This is a genomic window from Amycolatopsis sp. MEPSY49, from assembly GCF_051337345.1.
Classification (GTDB): Bacteria; Actinomycetota; Actinomycetes; order Mycobacteriales; family Pseudonocardiaceae; genus Amycolatopsis.
The window spans coordinates 435,522-454,286 of sequence record NZ_JBDLYJ010000001.1; the positions used below are offsets into that span (position 1 = coordinate 435,522).

At 70.0% G+C, this 18,765-nt stretch carries 16 protein-coding genes and 1 tRNA gene; 10 read left to right on the plus strand and 7 right to left on the minus strand.

Going from position 1 to position 18,765, the window contains the following annotated elements:
- The first annotated feature begins 99 nt into the window (after positions 1 to 99).
- Positions 100 to 840, plus strand: a complete 741-nt coding sequence (locus tag ABFJ78_RS02245) for a S1 family peptidase (RefSeq protein ID WP_436383891.1) — start codon at positions 100 to 102, stop codon at positions 838 to 840.
- Positions 841 to 963: 123 nt separating this feature from the next.
- On the opposite strand, the gene ABFJ78_RS02250 is transcribed toward ABFJ78_RS02245, so the two are convergent.
- Positions 964 to 1,046, minus strand: a tRNA-Leu gene (locus ABFJ78_RS02250).
- A gap of 131 nt (positions 1,047 to 1,177) precedes the next feature.
- On the opposite strand from ABFJ78_RS02250, the gene ABFJ78_RS02255 reads away from it, so the two are divergent.
- The 7 genes from ABFJ78_RS02255 (at position 1,178) to pknB (ending at position 10,633) form a co-directional block, all read left to right on the plus strand.
- Positions 1,178 to 2,416, plus strand: coding sequence for a DUF3662 and FHA domain-containing protein (locus tag ABFJ78_RS02255; protein ID WP_436383892.1), 1,239 nt, complete (start codon positions 1,178 to 1,180; stop codon positions 2,414 to 2,416).
- A gap of 100 nt (positions 2,417 to 2,516) precedes the next feature.
- Positions 2,517 to 2,978, plus strand: a complete 462-nt coding sequence (locus ABFJ78_RS02260; RefSeq protein WP_003079002.1) for an FHA domain-containing protein FhaB/FipA — start codon at positions 2,517 to 2,519, stop codon at positions 2,976 to 2,978.
- Positions 2,975 to 4,372: a PP2C family protein-serine/threonine phosphatase gene (locus tag ABFJ78_RS02265; protein ID WP_436383894.1), complete on the plus strand. Its 1,398-nt coding sequence runs from the start codon at positions 2,975 to 2,977 to the stop codon at positions 4,370 to 4,372. Before ABFJ78_RS02260 ends, ABFJ78_RS02265 begins: the two co-directional genes overlap by 4 nt.
- Complete coding sequence (locus ABFJ78_RS02270) at positions 4,372 to 5,859, plus strand: FtsW/RodA/SpoVE family cell cycle protein (RefSeq protein ID WP_436383895.1); 1,488 nt, start codon at positions 4,372 to 4,374, stop codon at positions 5,857 to 5,859. Before ABFJ78_RS02265 ends, ABFJ78_RS02270 begins: the two co-directional genes overlap by 1 nt.
- Positions 5,856 to 7,325, plus strand: a complete 1,470-nt coding sequence (locus ABFJ78_RS02275) for a peptidoglycan D,D-transpeptidase FtsI family protein (RefSeq protein WP_436383897.1) — start codon at positions 5,856 to 5,858, stop codon at positions 7,323 to 7,325. The genes ABFJ78_RS02270 and ABFJ78_RS02275 overlap by 4 nt, the downstream gene beginning before the upstream one ends.
- Before the next feature lie 3 nt (positions 7,326 to 7,328).
- Positions 7,329 to 8,678, plus strand: a complete 1,350-nt coding sequence (locus tag ABFJ78_RS02280; RefSeq protein WP_436383899.1) for a serine/threonine-protein kinase — start codon at positions 7,329 to 7,331, stop codon at positions 8,676 to 8,678.
- Positions 8,675 to 10,633 carry a Stk1 family PASTA domain-containing Ser/Thr kinase gene (gene pknB / locus ABFJ78_RS02285; protein ID WP_436383901.1) on the plus strand — a complete coding sequence of 653 codons (1,959 nt, stop codon included), beginning with the start codon at positions 8,675 to 8,677 and terminating at the stop codon, positions 10,631 to 10,633. The genes ABFJ78_RS02280 and pknB overlap by 4 nt, the downstream gene beginning before the upstream one ends.
- A gap of 55 nt (positions 10,634 to 10,688) precedes the next feature.
- Here the strand turns inward: pknB and ABFJ78_RS02290 are convergent, their stop codons facing one another.
- The 4 genes from ABFJ78_RS02290 to ABFJ78_RS02305 form a co-directional block, all read right to left on the minus strand.
- On the minus strand, positions 10,689 to 11,006 hold the full coding sequence (locus ABFJ78_RS02290; protein WP_436383902.1) for an effector-associated constant component EACC1: 318 nt from the start codon (positions 11,004 to 11,006) through the stop codon (positions 10,689 to 10,691).
- Positions 11,007 to 11,106: 100 nt separating this feature from the next.
- Positions 11,107 to 11,748, minus strand: a complete 642-nt coding sequence (locus ABFJ78_RS02295) for a hypothetical protein (RefSeq protein WP_436383903.1) — start codon at positions 11,746 to 11,748, stop codon at positions 11,107 to 11,109.
- Positions 11,736 to 12,527 (minus strand): ABC transporter ATP-binding protein, encoded by a 792-nt coding sequence (locus tag ABFJ78_RS02300; protein WP_436383905.1) that lies wholly within the window; start codon positions 12,525 to 12,527, stop codon positions 11,736 to 11,738. The genes ABFJ78_RS02295 and ABFJ78_RS02300 overlap by 13 nt, the downstream gene beginning before the upstream one ends.
- Positions 12,524 to 13,168 carry an aminodeoxychorismate/anthranilate synthase component II gene (locus tag ABFJ78_RS02305; RefSeq protein ID WP_436383906.1) on the minus strand — a complete coding sequence of 215 codons (645 nt, stop codon included), beginning with the start codon at positions 13,166 to 13,168 and terminating at the stop codon, positions 12,524 to 12,526. Before ABFJ78_RS02305 ends, ABFJ78_RS02300 begins: the two co-directional genes overlap by 4 nt.
- A 112-nt stretch (positions 13,169 to 13,280) precedes the next feature.
- Here ABFJ78_RS02305 and ABFJ78_RS02310 point away from each other — a divergent pair, with 112 nt between their 5' ends.
- Both ABFJ78_RS02310 and ABFJ78_RS02315 read left to right on the plus strand, forming a co-directional pair.
- The gene (locus ABFJ78_RS02310) at positions 13,281 to 14,600 is read left to right on the plus strand and encodes an FAD-dependent oxidoreductase (protein WP_436383908.1); all 1,320 of its coding nucleotides are present in this window, start codon (positions 13,281 to 13,283) and stop codon (positions 14,598 to 14,600) included.
- A gap of 508 nt (positions 14,601 to 15,108) precedes the next feature.
- A complete protein-coding gene (locus tag ABFJ78_RS02315; RefSeq protein ID WP_436383910.1) occupies positions 15,109 to 16,161 on the plus strand; it encodes a hypothetical protein in 1,053 nt (350 codons plus the stop codon).
- Positions 16,162 to 16,291: 130 nt separating this feature from the next.
- On the opposite strand, the gene ABFJ78_RS02320 is transcribed toward ABFJ78_RS02315, so the two are convergent.
- Complete coding sequence (locus ABFJ78_RS02320) at positions 16,292 to 16,948, minus strand: response regulator (RefSeq protein ID WP_436383912.1); 657 nt, start codon at positions 16,946 to 16,948, stop codon at positions 16,292 to 16,294.
- Positions 16,888 to 18,711 (minus strand): histidine kinase, encoded by a 1,824-nt coding sequence (locus ABFJ78_RS02325; RefSeq protein ID WP_436383914.1) that lies wholly within the window; start codon positions 18,709 to 18,711, stop codon positions 16,888 to 16,890. Before ABFJ78_RS02325 ends, ABFJ78_RS02320 begins: the two co-directional genes overlap by 61 nt.
- Positions 18,712 to 18,765: the final 54 nt, after the last annotated feature.

An 18,765-nucleotide genomic window follows, 5' to 3' on the forward strand; every position in this document is an offset into this window, starting at 1 on the left:
GGCCGGGCGTCACCCGGGTGACGCCCGGCCAGGGAATTCCCAGCGTGCGGCCGTGCCAATAGCCTCGAACGTCGACCATCCATTCGACGAAGGGGAGAAATGCGCCTGCGCGCCCTGCTCGCCGCTGTTGTCCTGACCATCGCCACCGCCCCCGCCGCCCTGGCCGCGCCGGGGATCGCCCACGGCTCCGACGTACCGCCCGGGCAGTTCGGGTTCGTCGCGAAGCTCGCGATGACGAAGATCCCGCGCCCGGACGGCTCGACCTACAGCAGCTACTGCACCGGCTCGCTGATCGCCCCGGGCTGGGTGCTGACGACCGGCCACTGCTTCCACGACGCGAACCGCAACCGCGTCACCGGCAAGGTCCCCTACCCGACCACGGTGACGCTGGGCCTGGTCGACGAGTCGACGGAGTCCGGCATCGCCCGCCGGGTGACCGAGGTGGTCCAGGCCAAGGAGAACGACGTGGCCCTGGCCCGCCTGGACACCCCGGTGACCACCGTGACGCCGCTGAAGATCGGCCGCGCGGTCCCGAAGGTGGGCCAGCAGCTGACGCTGGCCGGCTGGGGCAGCACGACCAACACGAACCCGGCCCCGGCCGGCCGCATGCAGCAGGGCACGGTGGCCGTCGCCAAGGTGGAGCAGACGACCCTCGGCGTCCGCGGCGCCGCCCCGGAGATCACGACGAGCGCCTGCACCTACGACTCGGGAGCGCCGTACTTCACGGACGGCGAACTGGTGGCGGTCGAGGCGACCGGCCCGGGCTGCCCCCACGCCGGCATCGAGACGGCCAGCCGGGCCGACGTGCTCGCGGCGTGGGTCGCCAAATCGACAGCCTGATACACCCGGAAGTCCGCCGTGAGCGAACACCACGCAGAGCCAAACGGGTGATATTCCCCACCTGAGCCGAAGGCGGGAAGACACGAAAAAGGGCCCCAGCGTGATGCTGGGGCCCTTTCCGAGTGGGCGAGGAGGGAGTTGAACCCTCACGTCCTTTCGGACACACGGACCTGAACCGTGCGCGTCTGCCATTCCGCCACTCGCCCGAGTGCTTCCTTCAAGCAGCGAGGAGAAGACTAGCAGGTCGTTTGAACGGGTTTCACCGGGGGCCGTGTCGAGGCTCGCTCACCCGGATAGGATCGATAGCGGAAGCACACGTGTGAGGAGGTTTTCCCCGGTGAGCCGCGTCGAGCGTTTCGACAGACGCCTCGAGAACCTGGTGGGGAACACTTTCGCGCGCATGTTCGGTGGCAACGTCGTCACGCAGGAAGTGGCGATCGCCCTGGAGCGGGAGAGTGAGGAGAACGTTCGTGAGCTGGCAGGCGGTCGGCAGCTCGCCCCCAATCACTACATCGTGTCGCTGGGGGCAGCTGACCACGAGCGCATGGCCGGTGACGAGCAGCGCGTCACCCAGGTCCTCGCCAAGGCGGTGGCGGAACACCTCGCCGCGGAGGGCCTGGACACCTATGGTGACGTCGTCGTATCACTCGAGCGCAACGAGGCGCTGCATACTGGACAGTTCAAGACCCGTTCGTCCGTCGATCCCGACGCCCGCCCCTCAGGCGCCGGTTCACCGCGGTCGGCACGACCCAGCAACGCAGGAGACCCAGCAATGAGCCAGCCCCCCGGCTACGGCCAATACGACCAGGGTGACCCGTACGGCCAGCAGGGCCAGTACGGCTACGGACAGCAGGGTGGCCAGCAGCCCGGGTACGACCAGGGTTACGGCCAGCCGCAGGGTGGTGGCTACGACCAGTACGGCCAGCAGCAGCCGGGTGGCGGCTACGACCAGTACGGCCAGCAGCAGGGCGGCTACGACCAGGGCGGGTACGCGCAGCCCCAGGGCGGTGGCTACGACCAGGGTGGCTACGCCCAGCCGCAGGGCGGCGGGTACGACCAGGGCGGCTACGCCCAGCCCCAGGGCGGTGGCTACGACCAGGGCTACCAGCAGGGTGGGTACGACCAGGGCGGCTACGCCCAGCCCCAGCAGGGCGGCTACGACCAGTACGGCGGCCAGCAGCAGGGCGGCGGCTACGACCAGTACGGGCAGCAGCAGGCGTACGGCGCCCCGGCCGCGGACCCGTACGGCCAGCAGGGTGGCTACGCCCCGCCCGCGCCGGGCCGCCAGCTCGCGGCGAGCCTGCAGCTGGACGACGGCTCGAACCGCACGTACTCGCTGAAGCAGGGCGGGAACGTCGTGGGCCGCGGCCAGGACGCGGACTTCCGCCTCCCGGACACCGGCGTCTCGCGCCGGCACCTGGAGATCACCTGGGACGGCCAGAGCGCGACGCTCGCCGACATCGGCTCGACCAACGGCACGACCGTGAACGGCACTCCGGTCCAGACCTGGCAGCTCGCGGACGGCGACGTGATCCGGGTGGGGCACTCCTCGCTCGTGTTCCGTACACAGGGCTGACTGGGGACACGGAATACTGTTCCCGCAGAATTGACGTGCGGGGGGACCGCGGCGTACCCGCGTCGCGGCTGCGCGGAAGAGTCGGGAGCGGACACACCAAGTGCCAGAGCTGGTCGTACAACTCACCAGGGTGGGCTTCCTCGTGCTGCTCTGGCTCTTCGTGTTCGCCGCGCTCAGAGTCGTCCGTTCGGACCTCTACGCGGCGTCGGGCATGCGCGTCCAGGTACCGACCTTCGGGCGCAAGAAGGAGAAGAAGCCGCGCAACAGCAAGTCCCCGCAGCAGCTGCTCGTGACCCACGGCGCGCTGGCGGGGACGCGCATCGCGCTGGACGGCCGGCCGATCCTCATCGGCCGGGCCGACGACTCCACGCTGGTGCTCGACGACGACTACGCGTCGACCCGGCACGCGCGGATCGCCCAGCGCGGCGAGGACTGGTACGTGGAAGATCTGGGCTCGACGAACGGGACGTATCTCGACCGGGCTAAGGTCACTGCACCCCTCCGGGTCCCGCTCGGAGTCCCCATCCGGATCGGCAAGACGGTGATCGAGCTTCGCCCATGACTCTCGTCCTCCGCTACGCAGCCCGCAGCGACCGGGGCCTGGTGCGTTCGAGCAACCAGGACTCCGTGTACGCCGGCCCTCGCCTGCTCGCGCTCGCCGACGGTATGGGTGGCCACGCGGCGGGTGAGGTGGCCAGCAAGGTCGTCATCGCCTCGCTCGCCCCGCTCGACGACGACGAGCCGGGTGACGACCTCCTCGCGCAGCTCCGGGAGGCCGTGGCGAACGGCAACGCCGCGATCGCCGAACTCGTCTCGCAGGACCCCGACCTCGACGGCATGGGCACCACGCTCACGGCCGTTCTCTTCGCCGGCAACCGGCTCGGGCTGGTGCACGTCGGCGACTCGCGCGCGTACCTGCTGCGCGGCGGCCAGTTCGCGCAGATCACCCGCGACGACAGCTTCGTCAACGAGCTGCTCGAACAGGGCCGGATCACGCCCGAAGAAGCCGCGGTGCACCCGCAGCGGTCGCTGCTGCTGAAGGCGCTGACCGGGCACGAGGTCGAACCGAGCCTGACCGTGCGCGAAGCCCGCTCCGGCGACCGGTACCTGATCTGCTCGGACGGCCTGTCCGGCATGGTCAGCGACGAGACGCTGGCCGAGGCCGTGCAGATCCCGGACCCGCAGCAGTGCGCGGACCGGATGATCGAGCTGGCGCTCAAGGGCGGCGGCACGGACAACGTCACGGTGATCATCGCCGACGTGGTCGACGTCGACTTCGGCGAGGACGCGCCCATCGTGGGCGGCGCCGCCGGGGACGGCAGCGACGAACGGCACCAGGGCGACTCGCCCGCGGCACGCGCGCGGGCGCTGACCCAGCCGCCGCCGCAGCCGCGGCCCGAGCTGCCACAGCCGAGCGTCGATCCGAAGGCCAAGCGCCGGAAGCGGTTCCGCTGGCTCGCCGGCGCGCTGGTGGTGCTCGTCGTGCTCGCCGCGGCCGCCATCGCCACCCGGTACTTCGTCCTGAGTCAGTACTATGTCGGCGAAGGTGCGGACCAGGAAGTCGTGATCTACCGCGGCGTCCCCGGCAGCATCCTCGGCATCGACCTGCACACCTACGAGCAGGGCTCGTGCCCGCCCAACCAGGTGTGCACGGACAAGCTGCGCGTCGACCAGCTCCAGGAGGACGCGCGGCTGGCGGTGCAGAACGGCGTCAAGAAGGACAGCCTCGACGACGCCCGGAAGTACATCGACGACTTCCTGCAGCTGCACAAGCGCCTGAACAACTGCGCGCCGGCGGGCGGCCAGCCGTCCACGACGCCGACCCCCACGGTCACGCCGACGTCCACCCCGTCGGCTCCGGCCGGCTCCACTGCTCCGTCGTCGGCGAACCAGCCAGCGGGGAGGGACTGCTCGACGCCGAGTTCGACGGCACCGACGACGGGAGGCGGTAACTGATGAGCCAGCCCGCCGCGCGCGCCGCCGAACCCCTCGCCGCGCAGTTCCAGACGAACCCGCCGCGCGACGTCCCGACCCGCCGCAACACCGAGCTGGTGCTGCTGGGTTTCGCCGCGTTCATCGTCACCATCGCCCTGGTGCTGGTCGAGGCGAACCAGGAGCAGGAGCTGACCTGGTCGATCGTCTGGCTCGGCCTCGCCTACCTCGCGATCTTCGCCGCGGCGCACCTGGCCGTGCGGCGCTGGGCGCCGTACGCGGACCCGGTGCTGCTCCCCTGCGTCGCGCTGCTGAACGGCATCGGGCTGGTGATGATCCACCGGATCGACCTGGCCCTGGCCGAAAAGGCCGTGCAGAACGGGAAGGACTACACCCCCGCCGTCACGGCGCAGGTGCTGTTCACCGTCATCTCGCTCGGGTTCTTCGTCGCCGTGCTGGTCGTGGTGAACGACCACCGCACGCTGACCCGCTACGGCTACACCGCGGGCCTGGTCGGGATCGTCGCGCTGGCGCTGCCCGCGCTGCTGCCGTCGAGCCTGTCCGAGGTCAACGGCGCCAAGGTGTGGCTGAAGCTGCCGGGCTTCTCCATCCAGCCGGGCGAGTTCGCGAAGATCCTGCTGATGGTCTTCTTCGCCTCGTTCCTGGTGTCGAAGCGCGACCTGTTCATGGTGGCGGGCAAGAAGTTCCTCGGCGTCGAGCTGCCGCGGGCGCGTGACCTGGGCCCGATCCTCATCGCCGCGGTCGCCTGCATCGGCATCCTGGTGTTCGAGAAGGACCTCGGCACGTCGCTGCTGTTCTTCAGCGTCATCCTGATGATGCTGTACGTGGCGACCGAGCGGATCATCTGGGTCGTCCTGGGCCTGAGCTTCTTCGTCGGCGGTTGCCTGATCGCCTACAACCTCTTCACGCACGTCCAGCAGCGCGTCGCCAACTGGCTCGACCCGCTGGCGACGTACGACAAGCTCGGCGGCGGCTACCAGATCGCGCAGGGCCTGTTCGGCCTCGGCACCGGCGGGATCGGCGGCACCGGGCTCGGCGCCGGCCGCCCGGACATGGTCCCGGAGGCGAACACCGACTTCATCACCGCGGCGATCGGCGAAGAGCTCGGCTTCATCGGGCTGGCCGCGGTCCTGATGCTGTACTTGCTGGTCGCCATGCGCGGCATGCGCAGCGCGCTCGCCGTGCGCGACACGTTCGGCAAGCTGCTCGGCGGCGGGCTCGCGTTCACCATGGTCATGCAGATCTTCGTCGTCGTCGGCGGGGTCACGAAGCTCATCCCGGAGACCGGTATCACCGCCCCGTTCCTGTCCAAGGGTGGTTCGTCACTGCTGGCGAACTACATCCTGGTCGCCCTGCTGCTCCGGATCTCCGACGCGGCCCGGCGGCCCGCCGCCCGGCCGAAGCCGCAGCCCCAGCAGCAGGCGCCGATCGCCGAGGCGCACACCGTGCTCGTCCAGCGTCCGCCGGCGGACGGGGGCAAGCAGGCATGAACACCCCGCTGCGCAAGGTCGGCATGACGATGCTCGTCATGGTCGTCCTGCTGCTGGCCAACGCGACCTACATCCAGGTCGTCAAGGCCGACGACTACCGCACCGACTCCCGCAACGCGCGCGTGCTCTACGACGAGTTCGCCCGCCGCCGCGGCCAGATCGTGTCGCAGGCGAACGGCGAGGTGCTGGCGAAGGTCGACCCGTCGAACGACAAGTACAAGTACATCCGGTCGTACGTCGACGGCCCGATGTACGCGCCGGTCACCGGCTACTACTCGATCAACTACGGCTCCGGCGGCCTCGAGCGCTCCGAGGACGACGTCCTGAACGGCTCCGACCCGCGCCTGTTCGTGCGGCGGCTGTCGGACATGGTCACCGGCCGCGACCCGAGCGGCGGCAACGTCCGGCTGACCATCGACCCGGCCGTCCAGAAGGCGGCGTACGACCTGATGACGCAGCGCGGGTACACCGGCGCCGTCGTCGCGATGGAGCCGAAGACCGGCCGGATCCTGGCGATGGTCTCGACGCCGTCGTACGACCCGAACAAGCTGGCGTCGCACACGTCGAAGGCGCAGACCGACGCCTGGAACTCCTACGTCAAGGACCCGAAGAACCCGATGCTGAACCGGGCGATCTCGGAGACCTACCCGCCGGGGTCGACGTTCAAGCTGGTCACCGCGTCGGCGGTGCTCGAGGACGGCAAGGGACCGGACACCCCGGTCAACGCCGCGCCGAACACGAAGCTCCCCGGCACCAGCGTGACGCTGGAGAACTACGCCGGCGAGGCGTGCCCCGGCACCACGTTCAAGGACGCGCTCGCGCACTCGTGCAACGTCCCGTTCGCGGAGTTCGCCGGCCAGCTCGGCGCGGACAAGCTGAAGAAGACGGCGGCGAACTTCGGGATCGGGCAGACCGACCTGACCGTGCCGATGAAGGTCGCGCCGTCGACGGTCGGGCCGCTCGACTCGCAGGGCGCGCTCTACCAGAGCGGCATCGGCCAGCGCGACGTCCGGCTGACCCCGCTGCAGGACTGCCTGCTCGCGGCCACCGTGGCCAACGGCGGGATGGCGATGAAGCCGCAGCTGGTGCAGTCGGTGCTGGCGCCGGACCTGTCGACCATCGAGGACTACAGCCCCACCGAGCTCACCGGCACGGCGGCACTTTCGTCGTCGAACGCCGCGATCCTCAAGGACATGATGATCGCTTCCGAGGGCTTCACCAAGGGCGGCGGCAAGCGCGCCGACATCCAGATCGCGTCGAAGACCGGCACCGCCGAGCACGGCACGGACTCCAAGAACACCGCCCCGCACGCCTGGTACACCGCCTTCGCCCCGGCGAACGACCCGCAGATCGCGGTCGCCGTCATCGTCGAAGACGGCGGCAACCGCGGGCTCGCGGCCACCGGCGGCTCGGTCGCCGCAGAGATCGGCCGCGCCGCGATCAACGCCAAGCTCGGGGGTGGATAGCGGATGCTGTCCTCGGGCCAGCTGCTGGCCGAGAGGTACAAGCTGACGAGCCGGATCGCCGTCGGCGGGATGGGCGAGGTCTGGCAGGCCAGCGACACCCGGCTGGACCGGACCGTGGCCGTCAAGATCCTCAAGGCCGAGCTCTCCGGCGACGCCGAATTCCTCCACCGCTTCCGCACCGAAGCGCGGATGACGGCGTCCCTCAACCACCCCGGCATCGCCGCGGTGCACGACTACGGCGAAACCATCTTCGACGGTGACCTCTCCATCGCGTACCTGGTGATGGAGCTCGTCGACGGCGACCCGCTGGCCGGGTTGCTGGCCAAGCACGGGCGGCTGTCCGCGGAGTTCACGCTCGACATGCTGGAGCAGGCGGGCAACGCGCTGCAGGCCGCGCACGAGCAGGGCCTGGTCCATCGCGACGTCAAGCCGGGCAACATCCTGGTCACCTCGGCCGGGCAGGTGAAGATCACCGACTTCGGCGTGGCCAAGGCGGCCGACGCCGCGCCGGTCACCCGGTCCGGCATGGTCATGGGCACCGCGCACTACATCGCGCCGGAGCAGGCGCTCGGGCACCCGGCCGAGCCGGCGTCCGACGTCTACTCGCTGGCCGTGTGCGGCTACGAATGCCTCGCCGGGCACCGGCCGTTCCTGTCCGAGAACGCCGTGACGGTCGCGATGATGCACATCCGCGACATCGCGCCGCCGCTGCCGCCGGACGTCCCGCCCGCCGCGCGCGCGGTGATCGAGGCGACGCTGGTGAAGGACCCGCGGCAGCGCTACAACAGCGGCGGCGAGTTCGCGGCCGCCGTCGCCGCGGTCCGCGCCGGGCTTCCGCTGCCGACGCCGTCCGGCCTGGTCAACGCCACCTACACGGGCCAGCAGCCGGCGGTGCAGCAGCCGCCGCAACCGCAGCAGCAACAGCAGGTGCCGCAGCAACCGGCTCAGCAGCAGCCGGTCCCGCCGCAGCAGCAGCACATGCCGGTGGGCCCGCCGTCGCCGGCGGTGAACCCGATGGTCGCCATCGGCCCGCCGTCACGGCCGGTCATGCGGCCGGCCATGGTGCCGGCTCCCCGGAAGAAGTCCCAGTGGGGCTGGTGGGCGCTCCTCGCGGCCATCCTGCTCGTTGTCCTGGTGGCGGCCATCGTCCTCGTGGCGAAGATGATCGGCAGCTCGGGCTCGCCACCGCACACCGGCCAGACGCAGAGCCAGGTGGTCCCGGGCAGACAGCCGCCCGCGGAGGAACCGCCCGTGTCGAGCGCGATACCGGCGGAATCTCCCGGAACGACCGACGATGGCCAGCAAGGCATCATGACCGCACCTTGGACGGAATGGAACGGCACCCAGAGATGAGCACACCCAGACTGCTCTCCAACCGGTACGAGCTGGGCGAAACGCTCGGCTACGGAGGCATGTCCGAGGTCCATCACGGCCACGACGTGCGCCTCGGCCGGGAAGTCGCGATCAAGATCCTCCGTGCCGACCTCGCCAGGGACCCGCAGTTCCAGGAGCGCTTCCGCCGCGAGGCGCAGAACGCCGCCGCGCTGAACCACCCGGCGATCGTCGCGGTCTACGACACGGGTGAGGCCAACACCGAGTTCGGTCCGCTGCCGTACATCGTCATGGAGTACGTCGAAGGCCGGACGCTGCGCGACATCGTCAAGACCGAGGGCCCGATGTCGCAGAAGCGGGCCATGGAGGTCATGGCCGACGTCTGCGCGGCGCTCGACTTCTCCCACCGCCACGGCATCGTGCACCGCGACGTCAAGCCGGCCAACGTGATGATCACGAAGAACGGCGCGGTCAAGGTGATGGACTTCGGCATCGCGCGCGCGATGCACGACGGCCAGTCCGCGATGACCCAGACGGCCGCGGTGATCGGCACGGCGCAGTACCTGTCGCCGGAGCAGGCCCGCGGCGAGTCGGTCGACGCCCGGTCCGACGTCTACGCCGCCGGCTGCGTGCTGTACGAGCTGATCACCGGCGAGCCGCCGTTCACCGGCGACTCCCCGGTCGCGGTGGCCTACCAGCACGTCCGGGAAGACCCGAACCCGCCGTCGTCGGTGAATCCGGCCGTGGCGCCCGAGCTCGACGCCGTCGTGCTGAAGGCGCTGGCCAAGGGCCCGGCGAACCGCTACCAGTCGGCGGCGGAGATGCGCTCGGACCTGGTGCGCACGCTGTCGGGCCAGCGCCCGGCCGCGCCGATGGTGATGTCCGAAGACGAGCGCACGCAGGTGATGAACGCCGACCGGCGGCAGCCGCAGCGCTACGAGGAGTACGACGCCCCGGACGACGAGGACCCGAAGGCCAAGCGCCGGCGCCGGACGCTGCTGGCCGCGCTGGCCGCGGTCTTCGTGCTGGGCGCGGTCCTGCTGATCATGTGGCTGTCGGGGTCGTTCAGGGGCGGCGGCGACGAGCCGGGCACGGTGGCGATCCCCGACGTCAAGGGACAGTCGGAGCTGGCGGCCAAGAACACGCTGCGCGAGAAGGGGTTCAACAACTTCGCGCCGAACAAGACCGTGATCTGCGGGGTGCCCGACGCGAGCGGCAACACGCCGTGCACCACCGACCAGGTCAACCAGGTCATTTCGATCACCCCCGACGTCGGCACCCCGGTCGCGACCACAGCGCAGATCACCCTCACGATCGGCACGCCGCCGGGCAAGGTCGCCGTGCCGGACCTGAAGGGCCTGAGCAAGGACGACGCCGAGGCGAAGCTGAAGGAAGCCGGCCTCACCCTGAACCAGTCGGTGCAGGAGGTCGACGTCACCGACGACGACCAGGTCGGCAAGGTCGTCAGCCAGACCCCGCAGGCGGGCAACCAGGTCCAGCAGGCCACGAGCGTGTCCATCTCGATCGGCAAGGGCAAGGCGCAGAAGCAGGTCCCGAACTTCACCGGGAAGTCGTTCAGCGAAGCGCAGTCCGCCCTGACCGGCTTGGGCTTCACCGTGAAGCGGGTCGACCAGCAGTCCGATCAGCCGAAGGACCAGGTCCTCCAGCAGACGCCGAACGGCGGTTCGGTGCCGGTCGGCAGCACGATCACGCTGACCGTGTCGACGGGCCAGCCGGACAACAAGATCGAGATGCCGCAGCTGGTCGGCATGACGGCCGAAGACGCCAAGGCGAAGCTGCAGAGCATGGGCTGGACCGGTGACCTGCGGGAGCAGTCCGACCGGACCAGCAACAAGCCCGAAGGCACGGTCACCAAGCAGAGCGTGTCGCCGGGTACGCAGATCGACAAGGACCAGAACATCACGATCTCGGTGTCGGAAGGCCCGCTGTTCCCGACGACCAGCGGCAGCCCCTGATCCGGTTCACACGACGAAGGCCCGCACGGTTCGCCGTGCGGGCCTTCGTCGTTCTTCAGGCTTTGTCGAGGAATCCTTGCACAGCGCCGAGAATCTGTTCGGCGTCACTGGCGGGACCGCAGTCGAGCTCCAGTTCTTCGGCCGCGCCGGAGCGTTTGACCTTCAGGGAGACGCGGGCTTCGCGGCAGCGCCGCAGCCAGGCGATCAACGACCGGCAGAAGACGCCGGCGGAGTTGCTGGTCACGCCGACCACGACGGCGTCGAACAGCTGGACGCGGCCGCGGAGCTCGTCCTCGCCGCGCAGCCAGGCGGCGAGCTCCCGGAGCTCGCCTTCGGAGTCTGGCCCGGTGATCGCGACGATCCCCGCCGTCACCCGTTCTCCCTTCGCCCGGAATCGGAGAGGACCCGAACACTAGTCGGCGCCGAGCACCCGCCGGAACCCCGACCCGGGATTTGAAGATTGCAAATTGCACTCAGGAACGGCGTTGCACGAGCCGCGAGACGACGAAGAAGCTCGCGGCCAGTACGACCACCGACGTCACCAGCGCCAGGACGAGCGGGCCGCCGACCGGTTCGTCGTCGGTGAGCGCGTGCAGCAGCGGGTGGACCAGCGGGATCTTCGCCAGCAGCACGACGATCAGCGTGACGACGGCGGCGAGCACCGTCCAGCCGATGCGCTGCACGAGCAGCCGCGAGCACGGCAGCGCGATCGCGATGCCCAGCAGCGCGCACGCGAGGTGGGCGAGCAGCCCGATGCCCAGCGCCGACGGCTGGACCTTCAACGACTTGAGCGCCGACCACACCTCGGTGATCACCGTGAGGACCGCGGCGCAGGCCAGCACGGTGAAGATCGCGCCGGTGACCATCCGCCGCCACTGCCGCGCGTGGCTCAAGGTCACCAGCCGCTGCACCGGGTCCTCGATGTCGAGCAGCGCGATCGTCAGCCAGCACGACACGACGAGCAGGCCGCCGGCGCTCACGCCGAAAAGCGGCAACGGCGGCGAGTGCGGGTCGGCGTAGAGGATCACGCACAGCGCGAGGTAGGCCAGCAGCGCGGGCAGGTACCGCTGCGAATGGCCGAGCAGCGCCAGGTAGTAGCGGGTCAGGGCGAGCACGGCGCCACCTCCCGCACGGACCAGCCGTCCTTCAACGCCCGCAGCAGCACCGCGTCCACGCTCGCGACTTCGACCGTCAGCACGAGCTGGGCGCCTTCGACGACCGCGTGCCGGACGCCGGGCTCGTCCGCCCAGCCGGCGCCGTCGCCGCGCAGGACGATCCGCGTCGTCGGCTCGGCGCTCTCGGCCGTGAGCCGGCCGTCGGTCATGAGGTGGACGACGTCGGCGTGGTCGTGCACCACCTGCGGCCGGTGGTCGGTGAACACGACGCTCGCCCCGCGCGCCCGCGTCTCGGCGACGAGCTCGCCGAGGATCGCGTGCGTCCCGACGTCGAGGCCGGACCACGGCTCGTCGAGGATCAGCAGGTCGGGTCGCACCATGACGGCCTGCGCGAGCCCGACCTTCTGGGCGTTGCCCTTCGAGAGCGTCCGCAGCGGCGCGGTCGGGCCGCCGACCAGCGCGAGCCGGTCGAGCAGCGGGTCGATCACCGAGAGGTCGGTGAGCCCGCGGATGCGCGCCATGTGCCGCAGGTAGGCCCGCGCGCCCATGCGCTGGCCGGCCGGGAAGCGGTCGGGCAGGTAGCCGATCCGCGGGCTTCCCGTCACCGAGCCGGTGGTCGCGTGCGAGACGCCGGCCATGATCCGCAGCAGCGTCGACTTGCCGGAGCCGTTGCTGCCGAGGACGCCGACGACGTGCCCGGGCTCGACGCTCAGGTCGACGTCGCGGAGGACGAAGTCACCACGTCCGTACCGCTTGCCGACCCCCTCGAGCCGGATCACGCAACAGCGGCCTTCTGGAGCGCCTTGGTCGCCCGCTCGAGCTCGTCGACGCGGACCGGGTCGACGGGGTGGCCGGCCGCGGCCATCCAGTTCGCCAGCATCCGGTGGCCGCCCTCGGTGAGCACGGACTCCGGGTGGAACTGGACACCTTCCAGCGGCAGCTCGCGGTGGCGCATGCCCATCACGATGCCGGTCTCGGTGCGGCCGGTGACCTCGAAGACGTCGGCCGGGATCGTGTCGGGCACCACGGTCAAGGAGTGGTACCGGGTGGCCGTGAACTCCTCGGGCAGGCCCTTCAGGACGCCGGTGCCCTCGTGGCGGACCTGGCTGGTCTTGCCGTGGAGCAGCTCGGGCGCGCGGTCGACGGTGGCGCCGTAGACGACGCCGAGCGCCTGGTGGCCGAGGCAGACGCCGAGCATCGGCGTGCGCGTCTCGGCGCATTTCCGGATGACATCCATGCTCTGACCAGCGCGTTCGGGAGTGCCCGGGCCCGGCGAGACGAGCACGGCGTCGAACTCGGGCACGCGGTCGAGGTCCACGACGTCGTTGCGCCAGACCGTGCAGTCGGCGCCGAGCTGGGCCAGGTACTGGACCAGGTTGTAGACGAAGCTGTCGTAGTTGTCGACGACGAGAACGCGCATGGCGCCGAGCTTACCGGCTCCCAACTGGTGGACCGTACGGTAAATCACATTTCTAGTTAGGTGACCCTAACTTACCGTGGAGGGTGTGAGCCGATCTCTTCGTGTGGCCGTGGTGGGCGCTGGTCCTGCCGGCATCTACGCCGCCGACATCCTGGACAAGTCCGACGCCGACGTCACGATCGACCTCTTCGAGCGCATGCCCGCGCCGTTCGGGCTGATCCGCTACGGCGTCGCTCCCGACCACCCGCGCATCAAGGGCATCGTGACGGCGCTGCACAAGGTGCTCGACAAGCCGAACATCCGCCTGCTGGGCAACATCGACTACGGCACCGACATCAAGCTCGACGAGCTGCGCGAGTTCTACGACGCGGTGATCTTCTCGACCGGCGCGTCGGCCGACCGCGCGCTCGACATCCCGGGCATCGACCTCGACGGCAGCTACGGCGCCGCCGACTTCGTCTCCTGGTACGACGGCCACCCGGACGTCCCGCGCACCTGGCCGCTGACCGCTTCCTCGGTCGCGGTCCTCGGCGTCGGCAACGTCGCTCTCGACGTCGCACGCATCCTCGCGAAGACGGCCGACGAGCTGCTGACCACGGACATCCCGGACAACGTCTACCAGGGTCTGCGGACGAGCCCCGTCACGGACGTGCACGTGTTCGGCCGCCGCGGGCCGGCGCAGGCGAAGTTCACGCCGCTGGAGCTGCGCGAGCTGGACCACTCGCCGAACGTCGAGGTCATCGTGTCCCCCGAGGACATCGAGTTCGACGACGGCAGCATCGCGGCACTGCGGGCGTCGAAGCAGATCGACATGGTCGTGAAGACGCTGCAGGAGTGGGCGATCCGCGAGCCGGGCGACCGGCAGAAGCGGCTGCACCTGCACTTCTTCCACTCGCCGGCCGAAGTCCTCGGCGAGGACGGCCGTGTCACGGGCCTGCGCACGGAACGCACCGAGCTGACCGGCGACGGGAACGTCCGCGGCACGGGCGAGTTCCACGACTGGGACGTCCAGGCCGTGTACCGCGCGGTCGGCTACCTGTCGTCGCACCTGCCGGAGATCCCGTTCGACCACGTGGCCGGCGTCGTGCCGAACCAGGCGGGCCGCGTGCTGGACCTGGACGACAACCAGCTGCCGGGCGTGTACGTGACGGGCTGGATCAAGCGCGGCCCGATCGGCCTGATCGGCCACACGAAGGGCGACGCGGCGGAGACGATCGCGAGCCTGCTGTCGGACGCGGACACGCTGACCGCCCCGAAGTACGCCTCCCCGGACGCGATCCTCGACTTCCTTGCGGCGCGCGGGATCCCGTTCACGACCTGGGAAGGCTGGGGCAAGCTCGACTCGCACGAGAAGGCGCTGGGCCTGGCGGCGGGCCGCGAGCGGATCAAGGTAGTGGAACGCGAAGAGATGACGCGGGTTTCGCGCGGCTGAGGTCTTCCGGCCACAGATGTCCACGGTGGTCGACACTGTCCACCAGCGCGACCTACACTGAAAAAAGCTGGGACCGCTCTTTCGAGCGGCCCCAGCCTCACCAGGTGTTCTTGTCAGCGGTGGAAGTGGCTGCCAACCGGAACCACCACGTAATAGAACACGATCAGGAGCTCGACCGTCCACGCCCACCAGGGCTGCGGCGGCGAGCTTCTGTTCTTTTTGTGCTTGGCCACTTTCCTCACCTCCGATCCGCCGCGGACTGGCCGATCACCGGCTACGCGGTCGTTATCAGAGCATCACAGGGCACGGCTAGGGTGCTATCGGATGGACAAAGTGCTGCTATAGCCGGTCAAGATCGGCCGGGTCCCGGCCGGGCGCGACAATTCGCGCCACTTCGAACCGTTTCCGGTCGAAGGTGAAACACCGAACCTGGCCAAAACGATCCACACGAAGCCAGTGGCCAATCGTGGCCACCAGAAGCCGGATGTGGACACCCAGTGAGGCGCAAGTGGTCGTGGACAAGCCTGTATTCGCTCAGTCGACCGGTCCCGTGCGACCTGTCCACCGCCCGGTGCCCCACGGGCTGGCGGACATCCCGCTCGACAAGGTGTCGAACAGCGCGGACTTCGGCGCCTGCCTGACCAAACTGCGGAACCTCGCCGGAATCAACTCCAATCGCGAAGTGGAGAAGTTCAGCAACCAGCTCCTCGGCCGCACGAAGGTCGGCAAGGCATTGGCGGGTGAACTGCCGAAGAAGAACTTCCTGGTTCTTTACCTCCTCACCTGCGGAGTTCCGGAAGAGGACCACGAACCGTGGCTCGACGTCTGGTCGCGGCTCGACCCGGTGACCAGTGCGCTCGGCATCGATTCGACATCGACAACCGCGGCTCGGGACGAGGCGCAGGAGATCCTGGCCAAAGCCCAGGCCGAGGCGGCGGCCATTTTGGCCGAAGCCCACGCGGAAGCCGATGGCGGACCTCGTCGACTGGCCGACCTGCGCGCCGAACTCGAAGAGCAACGGGAGATCAACAACCGTCTCGTCAGAGAGGCCGGTGAGCGCCAGGAAGCCGCGCAACTGCGACTCAACGAGCTCACCGAGCAGTACGAAATGAACTACGAAGCTCAGCTGAGGCGGATCAAGCAGGTCGAAGACGAGCGGGATGTGGCGGTCCGCCGATCCGCTGAGCAGGTGGCAGAAATCGAACGCCTCCACCAATCGAGTCTGCAGCGGATCCAGGAGATCGAACGGGATCGCGACAACGCCCAGCTGCGGGCGAGGGAGATGGAGAACGAGACGGAATTGATGCAGCGCAAGCTCTTCGAGCTTCGTGACCAGCTGTCGAGCTCCACGAAGGCGCTCGCCGGCGAGATCGAGACCGAGCTCAAGAAGATGAACGGTGAGCTCGGTGATCTCCGCAAGCAGATCGTCAACATCGGCGCGTCCACCACTCAGCTGTCCGAGCCCGGGCGTGGGGACGCCGGCGGGCGCCAGTGGGACAACAACTACCGGAACGCGTTCAACGACGAAGTCCGGGCGACGCCGCCCGTCATCGGGTTGTAGCCGGTCGCTGCCCCCAGCTGACCCGGTGCGTCCACGAATGGCACTCATATCCGCGAACTGACCGCGGCCGGCACCACGTGTCCGCGAACGGCCACAGCGCCGGCACGGATCGTCCGCGAACGTCCACGGGTTAGCCGGCACCGAGGTACGCCAGCACGGCGAGCACCCGGCGGTTCGTGTCGTCCGACGCCGAGATGCCGAGCTTGGCGAAGATGTTCGCCGTGTGCTTGCCGACCGCGCCTTCGCTGAAGTGCAGCCGGGACGCGATCGCCGCGTTCGAACACCCCTCCGCCATCAGGCCGAGGACCTCGCGCTCGCGCGGGGTCAGGGCGGCGAGGGGGTCGGACGCGTTGCCGGCCAGGAGTTTCGCGATCACCTCGGGGTCCATCACCGTGCCGCCGGCCGCGACCCGGCGGACCGCGTCGATGAACTGGTCCGCGTTGAACACGCGGTCCTTCAGCAGGTAGCCGATCGCGCCGGTGCCGTCGGCGAGCAGTTCGCGTGCGTACAGCTGCTCGACGTGCTGGGACAGCACCAAGATCGGCAATCCCGGGTCTTCGCGCCGCGCCGCCAGCGCGACCTGCAGGCCTTCGTCGGTGTTCGTCGGCGGCATCCGGACGTCCACAATGGACACCTCGGGGCGGTGAGTGCGTAAGGCAGCCGCCAGTTCCGGGCCGCTGCCGACCGCCGCGACGACGTCGAAGCCGTGCGCTGCCAGCAAGTGCGTCAGGCCGTCTCGGAGGAGGTACTGGTCTTCGGCGACGACGACACGGGGTCGAGCTGACACGGGATCTCCACCATCGCCCTGGTCGGCCCGCCGATCGGGCTGGTCAGGGTCAACCTACCGTCGAAGGCCCCGAGCCGGCGCTCGATTCCGCGCAGTCCCGAACCCCGGGCCGGAACAGCGCCGCCCGGGCCGTCGTCGGTCACCACCACCGTCAGCTGGTCGTCGGCGAACCCGACGTCGATCGACGCGCGCTTCGAGCCGTGCTTCGCCGCGTTGCCCAGCAGTTCCGACACCGCGAAGTACGTGCACGCTTCGACCGGCTCCTCGACGCGGCCCGGCAGCGAGCCGGTGACCTCGGTCTTCAGCGGGCTGTCGAGGGCCAGCGCGCGCACGGCGTCGAGCAGCCCGCGCTCGGACAGCACCGGCGGGTGGATGCCGCGGATCAGCACGCGCAGTTCGGTGAGCGCCTCCGACGACGCCGCGCGCAGCTCGGCCGCGAGCCGTTTGGCCGCCGCCGGGTCCGTGTCGACGAGCGCCTCGACCGCGCCGAGCTTCATCCCCATCGCGACCAGCCGCGACTGGATCCCGTCGTGCAGATCGCGTTCGATTCGCCGCAGCTCCGCCGCCTGCGTGACCGTGACGTCGCTGCGGGTCTGCTTCAGCCGTTCGACGCGCGCGGCGAGCCGGGTCGCCTCCGTCGGGCCCAGCCAGAGCCGCGCGAACCGCGCCTGCTGCCGCGCGAGCCACGTGGCCGGCGCCAGCCCGGCGACGATCATCGCGAGCGCGACCGGCGTCTGCGCGGCCGCGCCCCAATGCGTCGAGACCTCCGGGAACGGCCACCAGGTCACCGGCGACGAGACGAACGGCCGCCACCCCCACAGCGTCACGAGCCCGACGAAGCCGCGGCCGACCAGCCCGACCGTCGGCAGCAGCAGGAGCAGCGAGACGAGCGGGATCAACGCCCCGCCGGCGAGGTCGCGCCAGGTGGCGCGGTCGCACAGGACCCACCGCGTGCGCGCGTGCTGGACCGGCCAGAACGGCTCCTCGTAGAGCTGCTTGCCGACCTGGAAGAGCCCGTCCGGGCGGGGCACCGGCAAGCCGGGCGACGGCAGGTACGGCCGCGCGATCCGCACGCCGGTCCAGTTGCCGGACTCGCGGCGCAGCGTGTCGGTGATCGACCGGGCCCACAGGACCACCGGCGCCGCGACCGGCATCGCGCCGGCGATCACGGCCAGCTGCCACAGCGAGAAGACGAACATGACCACCGAAAGCGCCAGGATGCCCATCTGGTGGCCCAGCGATTCGAGCCGCCGGTGCAGCCAGCGGCCCCGCCGCTCGGCCGGCGCCGGACGCGGGCCGAGCCACCAGCGCGTCCAGCGGCCGTAGCCGCGCAGCAGCACCGGGCCGCCGAGCAGGACGGCCACCGGCAGCACCAGCGTCACCACCGGGTTCAGCAGCTGCCACGTGAACTCGCGCCCGGCCGCCGGGTCCTCCATCGCCCAGGTGAAGCGGCGGTTCCAGCGGATCCAGAACGCGCGCTTGTAGAGCGTGTTGCCGTCGCGGTACCAGCCGTCGCGCTCGCGCACCGGTTCCGGCGGTTCGGGCCGGTAGGGCGACTCGACCTCGACGCCGCACCAGCGCGCGGCCAGCGTCCGCGCCGTCGCCGAGCGGTGCCGGGCCCACTCGATCATCGGACCGAGGAAGAAGACGAGGCCGACGCACAGCAGCGCGAACGCGATCAGCTCGAGTAGCACGTCGAACCAGCTGACGAACGCGAACGCGGCCAGCGCACAAGCCCGCCCGAGCGCCCGCAGGTACGTCATCCGACACCTCCTTCCCCCGGGATCCTCGCCGGACCACGCGCGTCCGCGCACTGG

Coding starts and splice junctions, on each gene's coding strand:
- ABFJ78_RS02245 (WP_436383891.1), top strand. CDS start 100: ATGCGCCTGCGCGCCCTGCTCGCCGCTGTTGTCCTGACCATCGCCACC.
- ABFJ78_RS02265 (WP_436383894.1), top strand. CDS start 2,975: ATGACTCTCGTCCTCCGCTACGCAGCCCGCAGCGACCGGGGCCTGGTG.
- ABFJ78_RS02270 (WP_436383895.1), top strand. CDS start 4,372: ATGAGCCAGCCCGCCGCGCGCGCCGCCGAACCCCTCGCCGCGCAGTTC.
- ABFJ78_RS02275 (WP_436383897.1), top strand. CDS start 5,856: ATGAACACCCCGCTGCGCAAGGTCGGCATGACGATGCTCGTCATGGTC.
- ABFJ78_RS02280 (WP_436383899.1), top strand. CDS start 7,329: ATGCTGTCCTCGGGCCAGCTGCTGGCCGAGAGGTACAAGCTGACGAGC.
- pknB (WP_436383901.1), top strand. CDS start 8,675: ATGAGCACACCCAGACTGCTCTCCAACCGGTACGAGCTGGGCGAAACG.
- ABFJ78_RS02305 (WP_436383906.1), bottom strand. CDS start 13,168: ATGCGCGTTCTCGTCGTCGACAACTACGACAGCTTCGTCTACAACCTG.
- ABFJ78_RS02325 (WP_436383914.1), bottom strand. CDS start 18,711: ATGACGTACCTGCGGGCGCTCGGGCGGGCTTGTGCGCTGGCCGCGTTC.